Source organism: Pelomonas margarita (genome assembly GCF_043555875.1).
Lineage (GTDB): Bacteria > Pseudomonadota > Gammaproteobacteria > Burkholderiales > Burkholderiaceae_C > Pelomonas > Pelomonas margarita.
Window position 1 is genome coordinate 92,767 of the sequence record NZ_JBIGHW010000007.1, and the last position, 17,023, is coordinate 109,789.

Genomic DNA, 17,023 nt, shown 5'->3' on the forward strand with positions numbered 1-17,023 from the left:
GAAATGCACGAGACAAAGTCCACCTGTCCCTATTGCGGCGTCGGCTGCGGCGTCGTCATCCAGCATGACGGCCAGCAGATCACCGGCGTGCGCGGCGACCCCGACCACCCCGCCAACTTCGGCCGCCTGTGCACCAAGGGGACCAACCTGCACCTGACGGCCACGCCCGTCGTGCTGCAGCACCAGCGCCTGCACGTGCCGCTAAAGCGTACGGCCCGCGGCGCGGCGCCTGCAGCGATCAGCTGGGCCCAAGCCAACCGCGAGATCGCCGACCGGCTGCTGGCCATCCGCGCGCAGCACGGCCCCGAGGCCATCGGCGTCTACATCTCCGGCCAGCTGCTGACCGAGGACTACACCGCGTTCAACAAGCTGGCGCGCGCCGTCATCGGCACGCCGCACATCGACTCCAACTCGCGGCTGTGCATGAGCTCGGCCGTCGTCGGCTACAAGCAGTCGCTGGGCGCCGACGCGCCGCCCTGCAACTACGAGGACATCGAGCTGGCCGACTGCCTGCTCGTCAGCGGCGCCAACCCAGCCTGGGCTCACCCCATCCTGTTCCGCCGCCTGGAGGCCGCGCGCGCGGCGAGGCCCGGCCACAAGCTCATCGTCATCGACCCGCGCCGCACCGAGACCGCCGAGCTGGCCGACCTGCACCTGCAGCTCCGCGCGGGCACCGACGTCGCGCTGTGCCACGGCCTGCTGAACGCCGTCATCCAGCGGGGCTGGACGGCGGCCGACTTCATCGCCGCACACACCGAGGGCTTTGAGGCCGTGCAGGCCCTGGTGCGCGACTGGTCACCCGCCCGCGCGGCCGAGGTCTGCGGCGTGGCCGAGGCCGACATCTGGCAGGCCGCCGAGTGGTTCGCCACCTCGCCACGCTCGCTGAGCCTGTACTGCATGGGCCTGAACCAGAGCAGCGCCGGCACGGCCAAGAACACGGCCCTGATCAACCTGCACCTGGCCACCGGCCAGATCGGCCGGCCCGGCGCCGGCCCGTTCTCGCTGACCGGCCAACCCAACGCCATGGGCGGCCGCGAGAGCGGCGGCATGGCCACGCTGCTGCCCGGCCACCGCGATCCGGCCAAGGCTGCAGACTGGGCGGAGATCAGCACGCTGTGGAACGCCCCCGACCTGCCCGGCCAGCGCGGCCACACCGCCGTAGAGATGTTCGAGGCGGCTGCGCGCGGCGAGATCAAGGCGCTGTGGATAGTCTGCACCAACCCCGCCCAGTCCATGCCCGACCAGGCCATGGTGCGCGCGGCGCTGGAACGCTGCGAGCTGGTCATCCTGCAGGAGTCCTTCGCGCACACGGCCACGGCCCGCTACGCCGACTACCTGCTGCCCGCCGCCACCTGGGGCGAGAAGGAAGGCACCGTCACCAACAGCGAACGCCGCATCAGCCGCGTGCGCCCCGCCGTGCCCGCGCCGGGCGAGGCGCGCGCCGACTGGCGCATCGCGCGCGACATCGCCGCCCTGCTCGACGCCGGCCTGGGCCGCGCGCCGCGCCTGGCGGCCGACAGCGCCGAGGCCCTGTGGCTGGAGCACCGCGAGGCCACCCGCGGCCGCGACCTGGACATCACCGGCCTCACCTGGGCCGTGCTGGAGGCCGACGGCCCGCAGCAGTGGCCCTATGCGCAGGGCGCCACGCAAGGCACGCCGCGCCTGTACACCGACGGCCGCTTCGCCACCGACAGCGGCCGCGCCCGCTTCATCGCCCGCCCCTACCTGCCGACGGCCGAGGCCACCGATGCGGAGCGCCCGTTCGCGCTGACCACCGGCCGCCTGCGCGACCAGTGGCACGGCATGAGCCGCAGCGGCGCCGTGCCGGGCCTGTTTGCGCACGAGGGCCGGCCGCTGGTGCGGCTGCACCCGGCCGACGCCGGCACGCTGGCCGACGGCACGCTGGTGCGCGTGCGCTCGGTGCGCGGCGAGCTGGTGCTGCCGCTGAAGCGCGACGCCAACCTCGCGCCGGCCACGGCCGACATCGCGATGCACTGGGGCGACGAGTTCGTCGGTGCGCAGCGGGGCGTCAATGCCGTCACGCACGGCGCGGCCTGCCCCGATTCGCGCCAGCCCGAGCTGAAGTTCGCCGCCGTCGCCATCACGCCGGCCGAACTGCCCTGGCGGCTGAGCGCCTGCGCCTGGGTGGCGCCCGACCAGGCCGCCGCCCTGCGCGAGGCGCTGCGCGCGCTGATGCCGCGCTTCGGCTATGCGCACTGCCTGCCCGAACCCAGCCGCTCGGGCGAGCTGGGCTGGGCCTTCGAGGCGGCCAGCGCCGAGGCGCCCGCCGCCGAACTCGTCGCCGAGCTGACCGCGCTGCTGGGCCTGGCGGGCCACGGCGTGCTCAGCTATGCCGACGCCGGCCGCGGCCGGCTGCGGCTGCTGCGCCTGGCCCCGGGCGCCGCCGATGCCGCACCGCTGCAGGCCCTGCTGCGCGTGGGCCGGGGCGACGAAGGCGCGTGGCTGGTGGACCTGTGGCGCGAGCGCCGCGCCGCCGCCAGCACGGGCCGCTGGCTGCTGTCGCCCGACGCGCCGCCCAGCGACGCCGGCACGGCCGCCAGCCCGCAGGTGTGCAACTGCTTCGACGTGCGCGAGGACGTCATCCGCTTCACGCTGGCGCGCTGCAGCGGCAGCCCGGGCGAGCGCCTGGCCCAGCTGCAGGGCGAGAAGAAGTGCGGCACGCAATGCGGCTCCTGCCTGCCAGCGCTGCGCCGGCTGGTGGCCAGCACGCCGCAAGGGGTGCCCGCATGAGGCCACCCATCGTGTCCCTGGTGGGCGCCGGCCCCGGCGATCCGGAGTTGCTGACGGTGCGCGCACTGCGGCGCATCGAGGCGGCGGACGTCGTGCTGGCCGACGACCTGATCGACCCGCGCGTGCTGGCCTTGGTGAAGGGCCGCCTGCTGCGCGTCGGCAAGCGCGGCGGCTGGCCCAGAGCCCCTGGCCAGCAGCCGCTGGCCGTCCCCCAAGGGGACGCGCAGCCGCCTTGGGAGCGGCCCGGCGGCGGCTGCATCAGCACCGACCAGCACTTCATCCACGCGCTGATGATCCGCGAGGCGACGGCCGGCCACCGCGTCGTGCGGCTCAAGGGCGGTGATCCCTTCGTCTTCGGCCGCGGCGGCGAGGAGGCGGATGCGCTGCGCGAAGCCGGCCTGGACGTGGAGGTGGTGTCGGGCCTGACCAGCGGCATCGCCGGCCCGGCGGCCGTGGGCATCCCGGTGACGGACCGCCGCGCCTCGCCCGGCGTCATCCTCGTGACCGGCCACCCCGGCGACGGCAATGCCGAGCCCGACTGGGCCGCGCTGGCCCGCACCGGGCTGACGCTGGTCATCTACATGGGCGTGGCGCGGGCGGCCCACATCACCGCGCAACTGCTGACCGCAGGCCTGCGCCCCGACCTGCCTGCGGCCGTCGTCAGCGCGGCCCACACGGCACGCCAGCAGCACTCCGCCACGACGCTGGCCGGGCTGCCCGACTGCATCCGGCGCGAGGGGCTGCAGAGCCCGGCGCTGCTGGTCATCGGCGACGTCGCGGCCCAGGCGGCCGTGGCGGCGGCCCGGCAGGCACCCCGCCAGGCCGGCTGACGCGCGGCACTCAGCGCTCGGCGTCGTTCCCAAACTCGCGCAGTTCCTGCTCGCAACGGCAGGCCTGCGCCAGCCGCGCAGCCCATTGCACGGCGGCGTCGCGCGACGGCAGGGCCAGCACGCAGAAGCCGCCGTCCAGCTCGCGCGTCTGTCGGTAGGTCTCGGCCCGGGTGCTGCCGTCTGCGGCCACCTTCACCGGCGCAACGCCGACATGAAGGCCGCCCGCAAACACATAGACGCCGGCTGCCCGGGCCTCGCGCACGACCGCCTGCGCCGCCGCGCCGACGGCTGCCATGTCTGCAGCGGCCACCTGCATGGCCGACGCCGGGAAAGAGATGAGGTAGTGGGTCATGCGCAGCCTGGTCCAGCGAAACAGTGTCAGGCCTTGGGCTTGGCCGGGTGGAGGGTGTCGCCGCGCGCCAGCATCGCCACGAGCTGGGCGATGCGCCGGGCACGCGTCTCGGGTTTCACGGCCGTCTGCACGCGCCACAGCAAGGCGTAGCGGTTGGCGGCATTGACCGTGGCGAAGAAGGCGCTGGCCTGCGGCTCGGCGTCCAGCGCGGCCTGCAGGTCCTCGGGCACCGTCGCCGCACGGGCACCGTCGTAGGCGCGCGCCCAGCGGCCGTCGGCCTGCGCAGCCGCCACCTGGGCCAGGCCCGGCGGCTGCATGCGGCCGGCCTCGGTGAGCGCCGCCACCTTGTCGACATTGATGCGGGACCAGACGCTGCGCGCACGCCGGGGCGTGAAGCGCTGCAGGAAGTGCTGCGCGTCCAGCGCCCGCTTCTGGCCGTCTATCCAGCCCCAGCACAGCGCCAACTCCACCGCCTCTGCGTAACTGACGCTGGACTCGCAGGCACCACGCTTGGCGAGCTTCAGCCAGAGGCCGTCGCTGCGGGCGTGGTGCTCACGCAACCAGGCCTCGAACGCCTCGGCGGTCGTGAACAGGACGGGCGCATCGCTGGCGTTGGCGCTGATGGTCGGGGCGACGGCTGACATCGCCCCAGTGTGCCGCAAGGGTCAGCTCAGCTTGAACGAACTGACCAGCCCCGCCAGCCGCACCGCCTGCTCCTTCAGCGACTGTGCGGCGGCGGCGGACTCCTCCACCAGCGCGGCGTTCTGCTGGGTCATCTGGTCCAGCTCGGCCACCGTGCCGTTGACCTGGGCGATGCCCTGGCTCTGCTCGGCGGCGGCGGCGCTGATCTCGCCAATGATGTCGGTCACGCGCTGCACGGAGCCGACGATGTCGGTCATGGTCGCGCCCGCGTCGCTGACAAGGTGAGTGCCGGCCTCCACGCGCTCGACGCTGGCGTTGATGAGCGCCTTGATCTCGCGCGCAGCCTCGGCCGAGCGCTGCGCCAGCAAGCGCACCTCTCCGGCCACGACCGCGAAGCCGCGCCCTTGCTCGCCCGCCCGGGCGGCCTCGACCGCCGCATTCAGCGCCAGGATGTTGGTCTGGAAGGCAATGCCGTCGATGGTGCCGATGATGTCGGCGATCTTGCGGCTGGCGTTGTTGATCTCGTCCATGGTGCTGACCACGCGCGACACCACCTCGCCGCCCCGGCCGGCCGTCTCGGCCGCGGCACCGGCCAGCTGCTTGGCGGTCTGGGCCGAGTCGGCACTCTGGCTGACGGTGCCGGTAAGCTCACTCATGGAGCTGGAGGCCTGCTGCAGATTGGACGCGGTCTGCTCGGTGCGCTGCGACAGGTCCATGTTGCCGCTGGCCACCTCGCTGGATGCGACCTGGATGCTCTCGGCCGACTCGCGCACCTGGCCAACGATCTCCGACAGCGACTGCTGCATGGCCGCCAGCGCCTGCATCATCTCGGCGGACTCGTCCGTGCCACGCACCTCGGGCGCACGCGACAGGTCGCCACCGGCCATGCGCTCGGCAAAGCGCCTGGCCGCGTTGAGCGGGCCGATGATGGAGCGCGAGATCTGCACCGCCAGCAGCGCGCCGATGACCACGCACACGGCGAAGGCGATGATGAAGCCCCAGAACACGCCGTTCACGAGCTTGTGGACCTGCTCGAAGACCTGGTCGCCGCGCTTCTTGAGGTCGCCCTCGATGCCCTGCAGCATGGCCAGCGCCGGGTCGTACGCGGCATCGGCCGCCTTCATGTCGTCGAGGGCGGTCTGGGCATCTGGATAGGCATCGCCCAGCAGCTTGTCGGCCGCCGGGGTGACCGCCTTGCGGTAGTCGGCCATCAGCCCGCGGAACTTGCGCAGGTTGTCCTTGCCCTGCTGCTCGGTCGACATGGCCTCGAAATCGTCCATGGCCTTGTCCAGGCCCGCCTGGGCGGCGTCCCAGTCCTTGCGCGCCCGCGCCAGGCCGTCCTTGTTGAAGATGGACGCGACCAGCGTGGAGGTAGCGGCCTTGCTCTGCAGCAGGTAGCTGCGCGCGCTCATCGTGATGTTGGACGCCGGGATGAGCTTCTGCGTGATGCCTTGCAGCGCCTTCTGCGACACGTTCAATCCGAAGCCGCCGACCGCCACCAGCAGCGCCGTCAGCGCGAGGATGAAGCCAAAGGCCAGCCACAGGCGGGCTTGGATGCGCAGTCGTCGCAGCATGGAATCTCCTCGGGGGGGGCGTTTTGGGCGGAGCTGGCGCCGGATTGAAGCAGAAACCCGCACGGACAGCCACAGAGGCGCTGGTAGGCTCGCGGCATCGTTCACGCCCCGGCCCGCCATGAGCTTCCTGGCCATCGACATCGGCAACACCCGGCTCAAATGGGCCGTCTACCCCACCGACGCCATGCCCGGCAGCCCGCCGCTGCAGCAGGGCGCGGTGTTCCTGGAGAACATCGACCGCCTGGCCGACGAGGACTGGCAAGGCCTGGCCCCGCCGACGCGCGTGCTGGGCAGCAACGTAGCGGGCGACGCGGTGCGCCGCCGCGTCGAGGAGCAGATGGAGCATTGGGATCTCAGCACACGCTGGGTGGTGCCGTCGGCCGAGACCGCGGGCGTCAGGAACGGCTACGACCATCCCTCCCGCCTGGGGGCCGACCGCTGGGTGGCCGTGATCGGAGCCTATGCCCACGCCCGGCGACGCAGTTTCTACGGGCCAGTGCTGACCGTGATGGTGGGCACGGCCGTGACGGTGGACGCGATGTCCAGCGACGGGCAGTTCCTCGGCGGCCTCATCCTGCCGGGCCACGGCATCATGCTGCGCGCGCTGGAGGGCGGCACCGCCGGCCTGCGCGTGCCCACCGGCGAGGTGCGCGACTTCCCCACCAACACCAGCGACGCCCTGACGACCGGCGGCACCTTCGCGATCACCGGTGCCATCGAGCGCATGTACCGGCTGCTGCGCCAGCGCGAGGGCCGCGACCCGCTGCTGCTGATGACCGGCGGCGCCGGTTGGAAAGTGGCCCCGGCACTGGACGTGCCGCATGAGCTGGTGGAGGGGCTGATCTTCGACGGGCTGCTGGCGATTCATGCGGCGCGGGGGTGAACTCCTCCATCACCTCTCACCCAGCACGAATGGCCGCGTGAAGCGAATTTACCGGCCGCCCCGTCAGCTCATCCATCATCGCAACGCCTTCTCCAGATCCTGGATCGCTGCATCCATCAGCTCTCGGAACAAGGGGTTGGCCATCAGAAGCGGCACAAACTGGTCGGCCAGTTCACGCCCGGCGTCGGAATCCGTTGGATAGTGGATGCCGGCGATGACGCGATTGAGCGCGACCTCATCCGCCGCCTTGATCAAGTCATCCCTCAGTTGGGCGTTATCGCGATCACCGGTAAACAGCGCCCCCAGCAATAGAGCGGCCGTGCGGGCCTGAGCCGCGTGGCCACCTGGGTAGGCCGGGTGGGGTGGCAAATCGAGGACTGGAACAATGCTGCTTCGCTCCTGATAGGGGCGACCTCGCATGAAGTACGCCTTGAACATGTAAAGCCCGCATTGCAGGTCGCTCAGGGCCACATGGAGCATCAGCGAAAGATTGGTCCAGTCCTTCGCCCACTTCACCCCGGGCTCGTTGGCACCGGGGAGCAATTGAACCAAAGGCGCGACGACATTCGTCCAATCGCCGCTCTGGCTCTTGATGAGCTGCAACCGTTGCTCGTCACAGAGTGCCATGGCCTCAACGACGCGGTCACAGTCGCCAGCAGAATCAGGCGGCGGGGGCGCAAGCGTCACCAGCCGTGCCCAGGTCTGCGTGATGGCGTAGGTTTCCTGCTCCACCAACGCGAAGACGTCGGCCTTCCAAGCAGAGGGAGGGAAAGGGGTGTAGGTTTGCGGCATCAATATCTCCCGGTTCAGGCTTCTTGGCTCAGCAGACTGACGGCGAAGGCGTCGCTGAACCACTCCGGGTTCTCCAATCGCCACGTAACTGCCGCGCATCGATCACCAGCCACAGGCTGGAAAGCCAGAGCCAACACCGGCTCCTCGGCTGTGATGTCAGCGCCAGGCGCATAGGACACCGCGCACCAGTGGCGGGTATCGCCTTTGCTGTTGGCTTCCGGCATGGGCCGGAAATGCAGGCGACTGGGAGGATTGGTGTTGCCGCCCTTGGGGATTCCGGCGCATTCATGAGGCGTCGGGAACTTTCCATCTGGCGGTGGCGGCGCCTTGATTCCGGGCAGTCGAAGCACCTCTGCAAGACGTTCAGCGCGCAAAGCACCCGTGGTGTCGGTGTGGTCAAGCCGCACCGTCTTGACCCAACAAAAACGCTCAATCGGTGTTGTCATGTCTGAGCCTCCTTAAACTCGTTGACATAGGCATTGCAGCAAGCTGCGCGGATGCGCAGGGCGGACCGAGCGTATCGAATGACACTGTTCTTGTGGAACAAACCAAAGCATCGGCCATGTGGCCGATGTGTCCTCGTCGCGTTGTGTGCCACAGGGCTGTTGAACAGCGATGCCCCCCGACCCGACTGGTTGCGCGTTGTATTCCTGGGGCGAGGCACTGCCGCAGAGGATCGCGCCTTCACAAGCTATGTCAACGCGCTGCAACGCACACAGCCCAATACATGGGCGCGGGTGCGTGTCGATTTCGCCAATATCAGCGACGTGCCGGAAGAGCAGCAACCACAGCGCATCGCCGCGATTGCCCGCACACGCCCTGCAGCCCTGCTCGCACCGAATGGCAATGTGGCGAAGCTGGCAACTCGCCATGCACCGGGCACCCCGCTTGTGTTCTCGACCTACATCAACCCCGTGGAAGCGGGCATCGTCAGCGGAATGGAGCGCCGCCACGAATCCGCGACCGGGATCTGGGTGACCGAGCAACTTGATGGCAAGCGCTTGGAGGTGCTGCGCGATGCCTATCCCAAGGTACGACGCGTTGCTGTGCTGATTGATCGATCCTGGAACCATTCGGTGAATTCACTGGCTCCCGCGGAGAAGGCCGCTGCGGCGCTGGGCTTGGAAGCGCAGGTGTTGCTTGCGGACAGCAAGGATGAGGCCCAAACCCTGCTGGACTTGCCGGCCTCCCGGGACTTCGATGCATGGGTCGTCCCCAGGAGCTACGTCGCAGTCCTCGCGTTGCCCATGATCGTGAACCGCCTGCGCATGTGGCACAAGCCGCTGATCGTCAGCAGCGTCGGCGAGGTCCGCAGCGGCGCACCACTGTCCTATGGAGTTGACACCACGTTCATCTGGCCGACGCTTGCAGAGCTGACGGCTCGAGTGCTCGGCGGTGAAGCGGCCAGCGCCATCCCCGTGCAACGGCCGCAGCGTTTCCTGCTGGCCGTGCGAACGGGTGCCGAAACCGGGCTACAGCCGCCCAGCATGTCGGTCATGCGCCGCGCTGACATCGTGATCCGATGAACGAATCGCACAACTCCGTACGCCGCCGCTCGCTGTCGCGGCGCTATGCGCTCTGGCTCTCGGGAACAACGCTGGTTTTGCTGACACTCTCTGGTGCGCTCGAAGCCTTTTTCGGCTACCAAGAATCGCTGGCTCACATCGAGACCTTGCAAGAGGCGCAGGCGGAGGGCGCTGCAAGGGAAATTGCCGCGTACCTCGCCGTCATCGACAACGGTCTGCGCGATGTTGCCAAACTCCCCTGGGGCCGGCCGGGCTACGGGCCGAACGAGCGCCGCGAGGAATTTCATCGCCTGATGCAGGTTGCGCCCGCCGTCATCGAACTGCAGGCCGTGGACGGGCAGGGACGCGAGCACCTGGCCGTCTCCAAGCACTCACCCTCTCGCTACGACTCTGGCGCGTCCATCGATGAGCCTGAGCTGGCCAGGGCCGCACTCAACAAGGACTTGCTGCGGGGTCGCACCTTCTTTCGTGAAGGGCACTTGCCGACGATGCGCGTTGCAGCCTTCGACGGCCAGGGTGCGGTTATCGCCACCATCGACCTTCGCCTGTTGGGTGAGGTGGTGTCCCGGATGAACACGGGTGAAGGCGGGCTCGCCTACATCGTGGATGCCGCAGGCATGTTGATCGCCCACCCACAGGCCACCCATGTCTTGAGTCGCCGAGACCTCTCCGAAACCGATGCACTTGTCCGCGTGAAGCATGCAGCATCAGCCATACGGGGTCTGTCCACCCACAGTCTCGACGGGCAGCCCGTGATCACCACCGGTACGCGCGTTCCGGGCACGGAATGGCTGGTCTTCATGGAGCAGCGTCGCAGCGAAGCGCTCAAGCCAGCATGGGCGACGCTTTCGCGCACGCTGCTGCTGATGGCTGTGGGTGGTGCCGCAGCCCTGGGAGTCGGTGTCACGTTCGCGAACCGCATGGCTGCTCCGATCCTCGCGCTGCAGCGCGCTGCGGCGCGCATCACAGCCGGAGATCTCGACGCCTCGGTGGAAACAGTTGTGGCCACCCACGACGAAATCGACGACCTCGCCCAAGACTTCAACCAGATGGCCTCCCGCCTGCGCGACCTCTATGCCAGCCTCGAAGCCAAAGTCACCGAGCGCACCGCGCAGTTGTCCGAAGCCCGCGACGTCCTCGCCGCGCGCGCCGACGAGCTGTCCGAGCTCAAGGACGAAGCCGAGCGCGCCAACGCCGCCAAGACCCGCTTCCTCGCCGCCGCCAGCCATGACCTGCGACAGCCCATGCACTCGATCAGCCTGCTGCTCGGTGTGTTGCAGAGCCGGCTGACCAGCCCCGAGCACGTGGCGCTGGCCGACAAGATCCAGTCCTCCGTCGCGACGATGGAAAGCCTGTTCGGCAACCTGCTGGACATCTCCAAGCTGGACGCCGGCGCGATGCAGGCGCATACAGAGGACGTGGACCTCGGCTGGCTGCTGCACCGGCTGGAGCAGACCTGGGCGCCGCAGGCGGCCGAGAAGGGGCTGAGGCTGCGCGTGCGCGCCTGCAACCTCATCGTGCGCGGCGACGCGGCGCTGCTGGAGCGCATCGCCGGCAACCTGGTCGCCAACGCGATCCGCTACACGCATCGGGGCGGTGTGCTGGTGGGCTGCCGGCAACGCAGCAGCCACGTCGAGCTGCAGGTCTGGGACAGTGGGCCCGGTATCGAGCCGCGCTACCGCGAAGCGATCTTCGAGGAGTTCTTCCGCATCGAGGCGCCCGGCACGAGCGCGGAGAAAGGGCTGGGCCTGGGCCTGGGCCTGTCCATCGTGCAGCGCTGCGCCCACCTGCTGGGCTACAGCCTCATCGTGTCCAGCCGCGTCGGGCAGGGCTCGGTGTTCCGGCTGGTCATGCCGCTCAGCGGCTCGGCGACGCCGCTGTCGCGCCTGTCACCGTGCCTCACGGCCAGCCAGCAGGCGCTGGAAGGGCGCTTCATCGTGATCGTCGACGACGAGCGCATGAACGCCCAGGCGCTGGTGGACGCGCTGCAGGCCTGCCGTTGTCACGTGGTGGCTGCCGCGGGCTGCGACGAGGTGCTGGCCGAGCTGCAGCAGCATCTGCGCGTGCCCGACCTCATCGTCACGGACTATCAGCTGGGCAGTGGGCGCGACGGCTTCGAGGTCATCTCGCGGCTGCGCCAGCACTACGACGACGACATCCCGGCACTGATGGTCACGGCCAACACCGACGCCAGCCTGCAACCCCGGGCCAGCGCGGCCGGCGCGCGCCTGCTGCACAAGCCCATCGGGCTTCAACGGTTGCTGGAGGCCATGCACGCATCGCTGGCGTCCTGACAAGCCCCGGCCTCATCGAAACGCAGACCCATGCGGCCAGCCGCCAGCACGGCCTGCGTGCGTGTCGTCACGTTCAGCGCCCGCAGCACGGCAGAGGTGTGCGCCTTCACGGTGCTCAGCGACAGGTTGAGCTGCCGCCCGATGAGCTTGGCCGGCTTGCCCTGCAGCAGCAAGTGCAGCACGTCAGCCTGGCGCGGCGTCAGGCCGAGGTCGGCAGGCCGGCGGCCGGTGATGGGCGTTACGGCAACAGCGGTCGCCTGTGCGGGAGTCGGGGCGACGGCCGGCGCCGCCCGCGCGGCCAGGAAGACCGACGGCGGCAGGTAGATGCCGTTGGCCAGGATGAGCCGCAACGCCCCCAGCATGACCTGCGACGTCGAGCTCTTGGGAATGAAACCCATCGCGCCCGCGTCCAGCACGGCCATCACCGTGTCCTTGTCGTCGGACGACGACATCACCACCACCGGCACCTCCGGGTGGTCCTGACGCAGCCGCTGCAGGCCCTCCAGGCCCGACAGCCCCGGCAGGCCGAGGTCGATCAGCACGAGGTCGGCGCTGCCGCGCTGCGCCAGCAGCTCGAAGGCGGCCTCGCAACTGCCCGCCTCCCAGGTCTCCAGCCCTTCCACCAGCGGCTTCAACAGCAAGGCCACGCCCTCTCGGAACAAGGGGTGGTCATCGATCAACAGAATTTTCATGGGCAGTCTCCCCGCTGACGGTCATGGTATCGACGCCTTCGGCGTGCGGCTCGGCCCTTTGGGTCGGCCAGATGGCCCAGGCCGCCAGGCGGCGCAACGGCGTACTTCTGGTCAATGGCAGAGGCGACGGACGCTCACCAAACTTGTGGACAGAAGCCGGCGCCTTCGCGCCGCTGAGGCTCAGGGGGTTTCCATGTTGATCACCGCCACGTCCAAGTCAGAACGCATAGTCGTCCCAACCGCATCGCCGCACCAAGTGCTGGGCGCCCTGCCCCAGCCTATGCTGGTGATGTGCCCCGACCGCCGCCTGCTGTTCGCCAACGCCAGCGCCGAACGTCTGCTGGCCGAACAACTGGGACAGGTTCGAGCCGACCACCTGATGAGCCTGGGCCAGCTCGGCGCCGCGCAGCTGGGCGAGGTGCTCACCCAGGCCGCGCAGGGCACATCCTCGCGCACCGGCCTGTGGTTCACGCCTGGCCTGTCCACTGGCTGGCTGCATGCGGCGCCGCTGGCGCCGACCATCGCGCAGGCCTGCGACTGGCCGCTGCAGAGCGTGCTGCTGGCCATGCACCTGGACCAGCCCGCGCTGACCCAGGCCGCCCGCATCGACGCGCTGACCCGCCAGTGCCGCCTCAGCCAGGCCGAGCGCCACGTGCTGCTGCTGCTGGCCGACGGCGAGCCGGTGGACGCGACGTCGCGCCACCTGGGCCTGTGCGTCAGCACCGTGCGCAGCCATGTGCGCAGCCTGCTGGGCAAGACGCAGGCGCCCAACCTGATGCAATTGCTGCGCTGGACGGGCAGCGCCCAGGCGCTGCCGCACTGAGCTCGGGAAAAGGCAGGAACACTGCCTAGAGGATGAACCGGCTCAGGTCCTCGTTCGCCGCCAACGCCCCCAGCTTGGCCTCCACCGCCGCCGCGTCCAGCACCAGCGTCTGGCCCGCACGGTTGGGCGCGTCGAAGCTGATCTCGTCCAGCAGCCGCTCCATCACCGTGGCCAGGCGGCGCGCGCCGATGTTCTCGGTGCGCTCGTTGACCTCGTAGGCGATCTGCGCCAGGCGCCGGATGGCGTCGGGCTGCAGGTCCAGCGTGACGCCTTCCGTCGCCAGCAACGCCTGGTACTGCTTGACGAGGCTGGCGTGCGTGCTGGTCAGGATGGCCTCGAAGTCGGCCACCGACAGCGAGTCCAGCTCGACACGGATGGGCAGGCGCCCCTGCAGCTCGGGGATGAGGTCGCTGGGCTTGCTGAGGTGAAAGGCGCCGCTGGCGATGAACAGGATGTGGTCCGTCTTCACGAGGCCGTACTTGGTGGACACCGTCGTGCCCTCCACCAGCGGCAGCAGGTCGCGCTGCACGCCCTGACGGGACACCTCGGCGCCGCCATGCTCCTGGCGGGAGGCCACCTTGTCGATCTCGTCGATGAAGACGATGCCCATCTCCTGCGCAGTGGCCAGTGCCGTGGTGCGGATCTCTTCCTCGTTGACGAGCTTGGCGGCTTCCTCGTCCACCAGCAGCTTCATCGCCTCGGCGATCTTGAGCTTGCGCGTCTTCTTCTGGCCAGCGCCCAGCTGGCTGAACATGCCCTTCAATTGCTCGGCCATGTCCTCCATGCCGGGCTGGTTGCCGAAGGGCGTCATCACCTCCAGGCTGGGCCGCGGCGCGGCCAGGTCCAGCTCGATGTCCTTGTCATCCAGCTGGCCCTCGCGCAGCTTCTTGCGGAAGGCCTGGCGCGTGGCGTTGTCGGCGTCCGAGCCGGGCAGCAGCACGTCCAGGATGCGCTCCTCGGCGCCATCCTCGGCGCGCGTCTGGCAGCGGCGCACGGCCACCTCGCGCTCCTGCTTGACGGCCACCTCGACGAGGTCACGGATGATGGAGTCGACGTCCTTGCCGACGTAGCCCACCTCGGTGAACTTGGTGGCCTCGACCTTGATGAAGGGCGCGCCGGCCAGCCGCGCCAGGCGGCGTGCGATCTCGGTCTTGCCGACACCGGTGGGGCCGATCATCAGGATGTTCTTGGGCGTGATCTCGCCCCGCAGCTTGTCGTCCACCTGCTGGCGGCGCCAGCGGTTGCGCATCGCGATGGCGACGGCGCGCTTGGCAGCGTTCTGGCCGACGATGTGGCGGTCCAGTTCGGAGACGATCTCCTGAGGCGTCATCGAGCTCATTCCAGCACCTCCAGTGTGTGGTTCTGGTTGGTGTAAATGCAGATCTCGCCAGCGATCTCCAGCGACTTCTTGACGATGTCGGCCGCAGTCAGCTCGCTGTGGTTGAGCAACGCCTTGGCAGCCGCCTGCGCATAGGCGCCGCCCGAGCCGATGGCCACGATGCCTTGCTCGGGCTCCAGCACGTCGCCGTTGCCGGTGATGATGAGGGACGCGCTCTTGTCGGCCACGGCCAGCATGGCCTCCAGGCGGCGCAGCACACGGTCGGTGCGCCAGTCGCGCGTCAGCTCGACGGCGGCGCGCACGAGGTGGCCCTGGTGTTTCTCCAGCTTGGCCTCAAAGCGCTCGAACAGCGTAAAGGCATCGGCGGTGGCGCCGGCAAAGCCGGCCAGCACCTGGTCGCGGTAGAGCTTGCGCACCTTGCGCGCGCTGGCCTTGACGATGGTGTGACCCAGCGTCACCTGACCGTCGCCGCCAATGGCGACCTGCCAGCCCGTGGGCGTCTGGCGGCGCACCGAGACGATGGTGGTGCCGTGGTAGACGGCGGAGGAGGAATCGGAAGACATAGGGACTCCAGATAGGGGCGGAGGCCCAGGGTGCAAGATCAGTTGATCCGCACTTTGACCTTCGCGTGCTCGTTGATGCCCATCGCGCCGAAGAACAGCGCGACGAGGCGGTGAGCGTCGTTGAAGACAACCGTGCGGTTCTCGCTGCGGCGCGACAGCACCCAGTTCAGCAGGTCACCGGCGGCCATGAAGTCCAGGCGAATGAGCTTGGTGCAGGAGATGTTGATGAGGCTGGCCTCACCCACCTCGACGGCCATCGCGCGCAGCGTGTCCGAGATGTCACCGCTGAGCTGGCCTTGCAGCTCCACCTGGGCTGCCACGTGGGCGGGATCCAGCACGCTGGTGTCCAGGAAGCTGGACACGGCCTCGGCGTGCAGCGTGCTGGTGGCCGGGCTGTTGGTGGACGCGCCCTCGCTGCCGATGCGCACGCGGCACTTGGCGCGCTCCCACGACGGCGGCGAGACCTCGTAGGTCACGCAGTAGTCGATGGCGGCCTCGTCGAACTGGTCGGGCCGATTGGTCAGGCGCAGCGCCTCCAGGCGCAGCATCCACAGGGCCGGGTCGGTGTCGCGCTCGCCCACGGGCGCGAGCTCCTTGAGCTGGGCGAGGAAATGGTCACCGCCCATCCAGCGCTGATCCACCTGCTGCTGCGCCCACCGATAGAACAGATCGCGCAGCTGGATGGCCGCGGGAATCTCGATCTCGTCCAGCGCGCCCCAGTCGAACACCCAGGGCATGGGCAGCGTCTCGGCGCGCTTGGCCAGCGTGAGCACATCATCGACCGTCAGGTGGGCTGGCGCGCTCCAGCTGACCTGGCCGGCCTTACCCATGGGGCTGCGCCCAGCCTGACGGGTGGACTCCGCCACCAGCCGGGGCATAGAGAACCATTGCGGCGCGGACAGTCCGAACTGCTGGGCGTACTCCACGGCCAGCGCCTCGAACTTGCCCTGGGCGCCGGTGGCACGGTAATGGTCGAACAGCACCAGCCAGGTTTCGCCATGCAGGTTGCGACTGCCGCCCGGGCGCACCAGCTCGGTCAGCGCGTGCTCGCTGGCGTCGTAGTCGGCGTTTGCGAACGCGATGACGGCTTCGTCCAGCTCGGGGTCGTGCACGACCTCCTGCACCTCCAGCGGCGCACCGGCGGGCTCGGCCAGCGTGAAGGACAGCGGCATGTCCAGCGGTGGCAGGTCCGGCAGCCGGCTAGGCGCGGCATCCGACAGCGGCGGGATGGCCGCCCCCATCGTCACGGCCGCCGGCGGCGGCGGTGCCGACAGGCGGCGCGCCTCCTGGGGGGTCGAGAACTCGCTGACGCGGCCGCCGCTGGCGTCCAGCGCGACCGGCGGCTCGGTCACCGTCGGCGCGAAGGCCACGGGCCGCGTGCTGGTCTCGAAGAAGCCCGGCTGCTGCTGCTTGTTGGGCACAGCCTGCGTGGTGGCAAAGCTCTCGCCCACCATCTGCTGCTCGATCTCGTCGATCTTGGCCTTCACGCCCAGGTCGATCTTGGAGCTGGGCTCGCTGATGCGCTCGTCGTCGCCCATGCGGGACGGCGAGGCCGCCAGCGCCGCCAGTTGCTCGGGCGTCAGCCCTTCGCGGCGGATGCGACGCAGCATGTCCAGTTCGCGCTTGCGCACGAAGTCATTGCGACGCTTGCGCTCCACCATGGCGCGCAGCTCGGCCTTGGCGAGGTCGCCCTGCGGATCGTCCTGGCGCGAGTTGATCTCGGACCAATCCGTCGTCGGATTCGCGACGAAGCGCGCCACCTTGCGGAAGAAGCTGTCGCCTTCCTTCGGATCTGCGGGCTTGGATTCGGTCATGAATTGGAGATGTCCTGATCAGCCAGCCGGGAAAAGCCGTGCAGGAAGCGTAGCGAGCGGACGCAGGGTGGGTCGAGCAGCGCAGCCGTACACCCGTACGGCGAGCCGCGCAGGCCCGTCCTGTGTTCGCGCAGTAGCTTCATGCATG

At 69.4% G+C, this 17,023-nt stretch carries 16 protein-coding genes; 6 read left to right on the forward strand and 10 right to left on the reverse strand.

The features are described from left to right. The first annotated feature begins 3 nt into the window (after nucleotides 1-3). Together ACG0Z3_RS14010 and cobA are read left to right on the forward strand one after the other, a co-directional pair. On the forward strand, nucleotides 4-2,751 hold the full coding sequence (locus tag ACG0Z3_RS14010; RefSeq protein WP_394398399.1) for a nitrate reductase: 2,748 nt from the start codon (nucleotides 4-6) through the stop codon (nucleotides 2,749-2,751). Beyond that, a complete protein-coding gene (cobA, locus tag ACG0Z3_RS14015; RefSeq protein WP_394398401.1) occupies nucleotides 2,748-3,581 on the forward strand; it encodes a uroporphyrinogen-III C-methyltransferase in 834 nt (277 codons plus the stop codon). The genes ACG0Z3_RS14010 and cobA overlap by 4 nt, the downstream gene beginning before the upstream one ends. Nucleotides 3,582-3,591: 10 nt before the next feature. Here the strand turns inward: cobA and ACG0Z3_RS14020 are convergent, their stop codons facing one another. From ACG0Z3_RS14020 to ACG0Z3_RS14030, 3 genes are read right to left on the reverse strand one after another with little or no spacing between them, the layout of a single operon-like run. Beyond that, a complete protein-coding gene (locus ACG0Z3_RS14020; RefSeq protein ID WP_394398403.1) occupies nucleotides 3,592-3,933 on the reverse strand; it encodes a YciI family protein in 342 nt (113 codons plus the stop codon). Between the two features lie 26 nt (nucleotides 3,934-3,959). Continuing rightward, nucleotides 3,960-4,577 (reverse strand): YdeI/OmpD-associated family protein, encoded by a 618-nt coding sequence (locus ACG0Z3_RS14025; RefSeq protein WP_394398405.1) that lies wholly within the window; start codon nucleotides 4,575-4,577, stop codon nucleotides 3,960-3,962. Nucleotides 4,578-4,598: 21 nt separating this feature from the next. After that, nucleotides 4,599-6,149 (reverse strand): methyl-accepting chemotaxis protein, encoded by a 1,551-nt coding sequence (locus ACG0Z3_RS14030; protein WP_394398407.1) that lies wholly within the window; start codon nucleotides 6,147-6,149, stop codon nucleotides 4,599-4,601. A gap of 118 nt (nucleotides 6,150-6,267) precedes the next feature. Between ACG0Z3_RS14030 and ACG0Z3_RS14035 the strand changes: the two genes are divergently transcribed. Continuing rightward, nucleotides 6,268-7,032 (forward strand): type III pantothenate kinase, encoded by a 765-nt coding sequence (locus tag ACG0Z3_RS14035; RefSeq protein ID WP_394398409.1) that lies wholly within the window; start codon nucleotides 6,268-6,270, stop codon nucleotides 7,030-7,032. 75 nt (nucleotides 7,033-7,107) lie between these two features. Here ACG0Z3_RS14035 and ACG0Z3_RS14040 read toward each other — a convergent pair whose 3' ends face one another. Both ACG0Z3_RS14040 and ACG0Z3_RS14045 read right to left on the reverse strand, forming a co-directional pair. Further along, nucleotides 7,108-7,824 carry a phosphatase PAP2 family protein gene (locus ACG0Z3_RS14040; RefSeq protein ID WP_394398411.1) on the reverse strand — a complete coding sequence of 239 codons (717 nt, stop codon included), beginning with the start codon at nucleotides 7,822-7,824 and terminating at the stop codon, nucleotides 7,108-7,110. Nucleotides 7,825-7,838: 14 nt separating this feature from the next. Beyond that, nucleotides 7,839-8,270: a hypothetical protein gene (locus tag ACG0Z3_RS14045; protein WP_394398413.1), complete on the reverse strand. Its 432-nt coding sequence runs from the start codon at nucleotides 8,268-8,270 to the stop codon at nucleotides 7,839-7,841. A gap of 78 nt (nucleotides 8,271-8,348) precedes the next feature. Here ACG0Z3_RS14045 and ACG0Z3_RS14050 point away from each other — a divergent pair, with 78 nt between their 5' ends. Together ACG0Z3_RS14050 and ACG0Z3_RS14055 are read left to right on the forward strand one after the other, a co-directional pair. Continuing rightward, the gene (locus ACG0Z3_RS14050) at nucleotides 8,349-9,350 is read left to right on the forward strand and encodes an ABC transporter substrate binding protein (protein WP_394398415.1); all 1,002 of its coding nucleotides are present in this window, start codon (nucleotides 8,349-8,351) and stop codon (nucleotides 9,348-9,350) included. Then, complete coding sequence (locus ACG0Z3_RS14055) at nucleotides 9,347-11,644, forward strand: hybrid sensor histidine kinase/response regulator (protein WP_394398417.1); 2,298 nt, start codon at nucleotides 9,347-9,349, stop codon at nucleotides 11,642-11,644. Before ACG0Z3_RS14050 ends, ACG0Z3_RS14055 begins: the two co-directional genes overlap by 4 nt. Here the strand turns inward: ACG0Z3_RS14055 and ACG0Z3_RS14060 are convergent. Next, nucleotides 11,602-12,336, reverse strand: a complete 735-nt coding sequence (locus tag ACG0Z3_RS14060; RefSeq protein WP_394398419.1) for a response regulator — start codon at nucleotides 12,334-12,336, stop codon at nucleotides 11,602-11,604. The genes ACG0Z3_RS14055 and ACG0Z3_RS14060 overlap by 43 nt on opposite strands. Before the next feature lie 193 nt (nucleotides 12,337-12,529). Between ACG0Z3_RS14060 and ACG0Z3_RS14065 the strand changes: the two genes are divergently transcribed. Beyond that, the gene (locus ACG0Z3_RS14065; protein ID WP_394398421.1) at nucleotides 12,530-13,159 is read left to right on the forward strand and encodes a helix-turn-helix transcriptional regulator; all 630 of its coding nucleotides are present in this window, start codon (nucleotides 12,530-12,532) and stop codon (nucleotides 13,157-13,159) included. A 25-nt stretch (nucleotides 13,160-13,184) separates the two neighbouring features. On the opposite strand, the gene hslU is transcribed toward ACG0Z3_RS14065, so the two are convergent. Genes hslU through ACG0Z3_RS14085 form a run of 4 tightly spaced genes read right to left on the reverse strand, consistent with a single transcriptional unit; the run spans nucleotide 13,185 to nucleotide 17,018 of the window. After that, nucleotides 13,185-14,498 carry an ATP-dependent protease ATPase subunit HslU gene (gene hslU / locus ACG0Z3_RS14070; RefSeq protein WP_394398423.1) on the reverse strand — a complete coding sequence of 438 codons (1,314 nt, stop codon included), beginning with the start codon at nucleotides 14,496-14,498 and terminating at the stop codon, nucleotides 13,185-13,187. Then, on the reverse strand, nucleotides 14,495-15,061 hold the full coding sequence (gene hslV, locus ACG0Z3_RS14075) for an ATP-dependent protease subunit HslV (protein WP_394398425.1): 567 nt from the start codon (nucleotides 15,059-15,061) through the stop codon (nucleotides 14,495-14,497). Before hslV ends, hslU begins: the two co-directional genes overlap by 4 nt. Nucleotides 15,062-15,099: 38 nt before the next feature. Further along, complete coding sequence (locus tag ACG0Z3_RS14080; RefSeq protein ID WP_394398427.1) at nucleotides 15,100-16,875, reverse strand: hypothetical protein; 1,776 nt, start codon at nucleotides 16,873-16,875, stop codon at nucleotides 15,100-15,102. Further along, the gene (locus tag ACG0Z3_RS14085; RefSeq protein WP_394398429.1) at nucleotides 16,872-17,018 is read right to left on the reverse strand and encodes a hypothetical protein; all 147 of its coding nucleotides are present in this window, start codon (nucleotides 17,016-17,018) and stop codon (nucleotides 16,872-16,874) included. Before ACG0Z3_RS14085 ends, ACG0Z3_RS14080 begins: the two co-directional genes overlap by 4 nt. Between the last annotated feature and the right edge of the window lie 5 nt (nucleotides 17,019-17,023).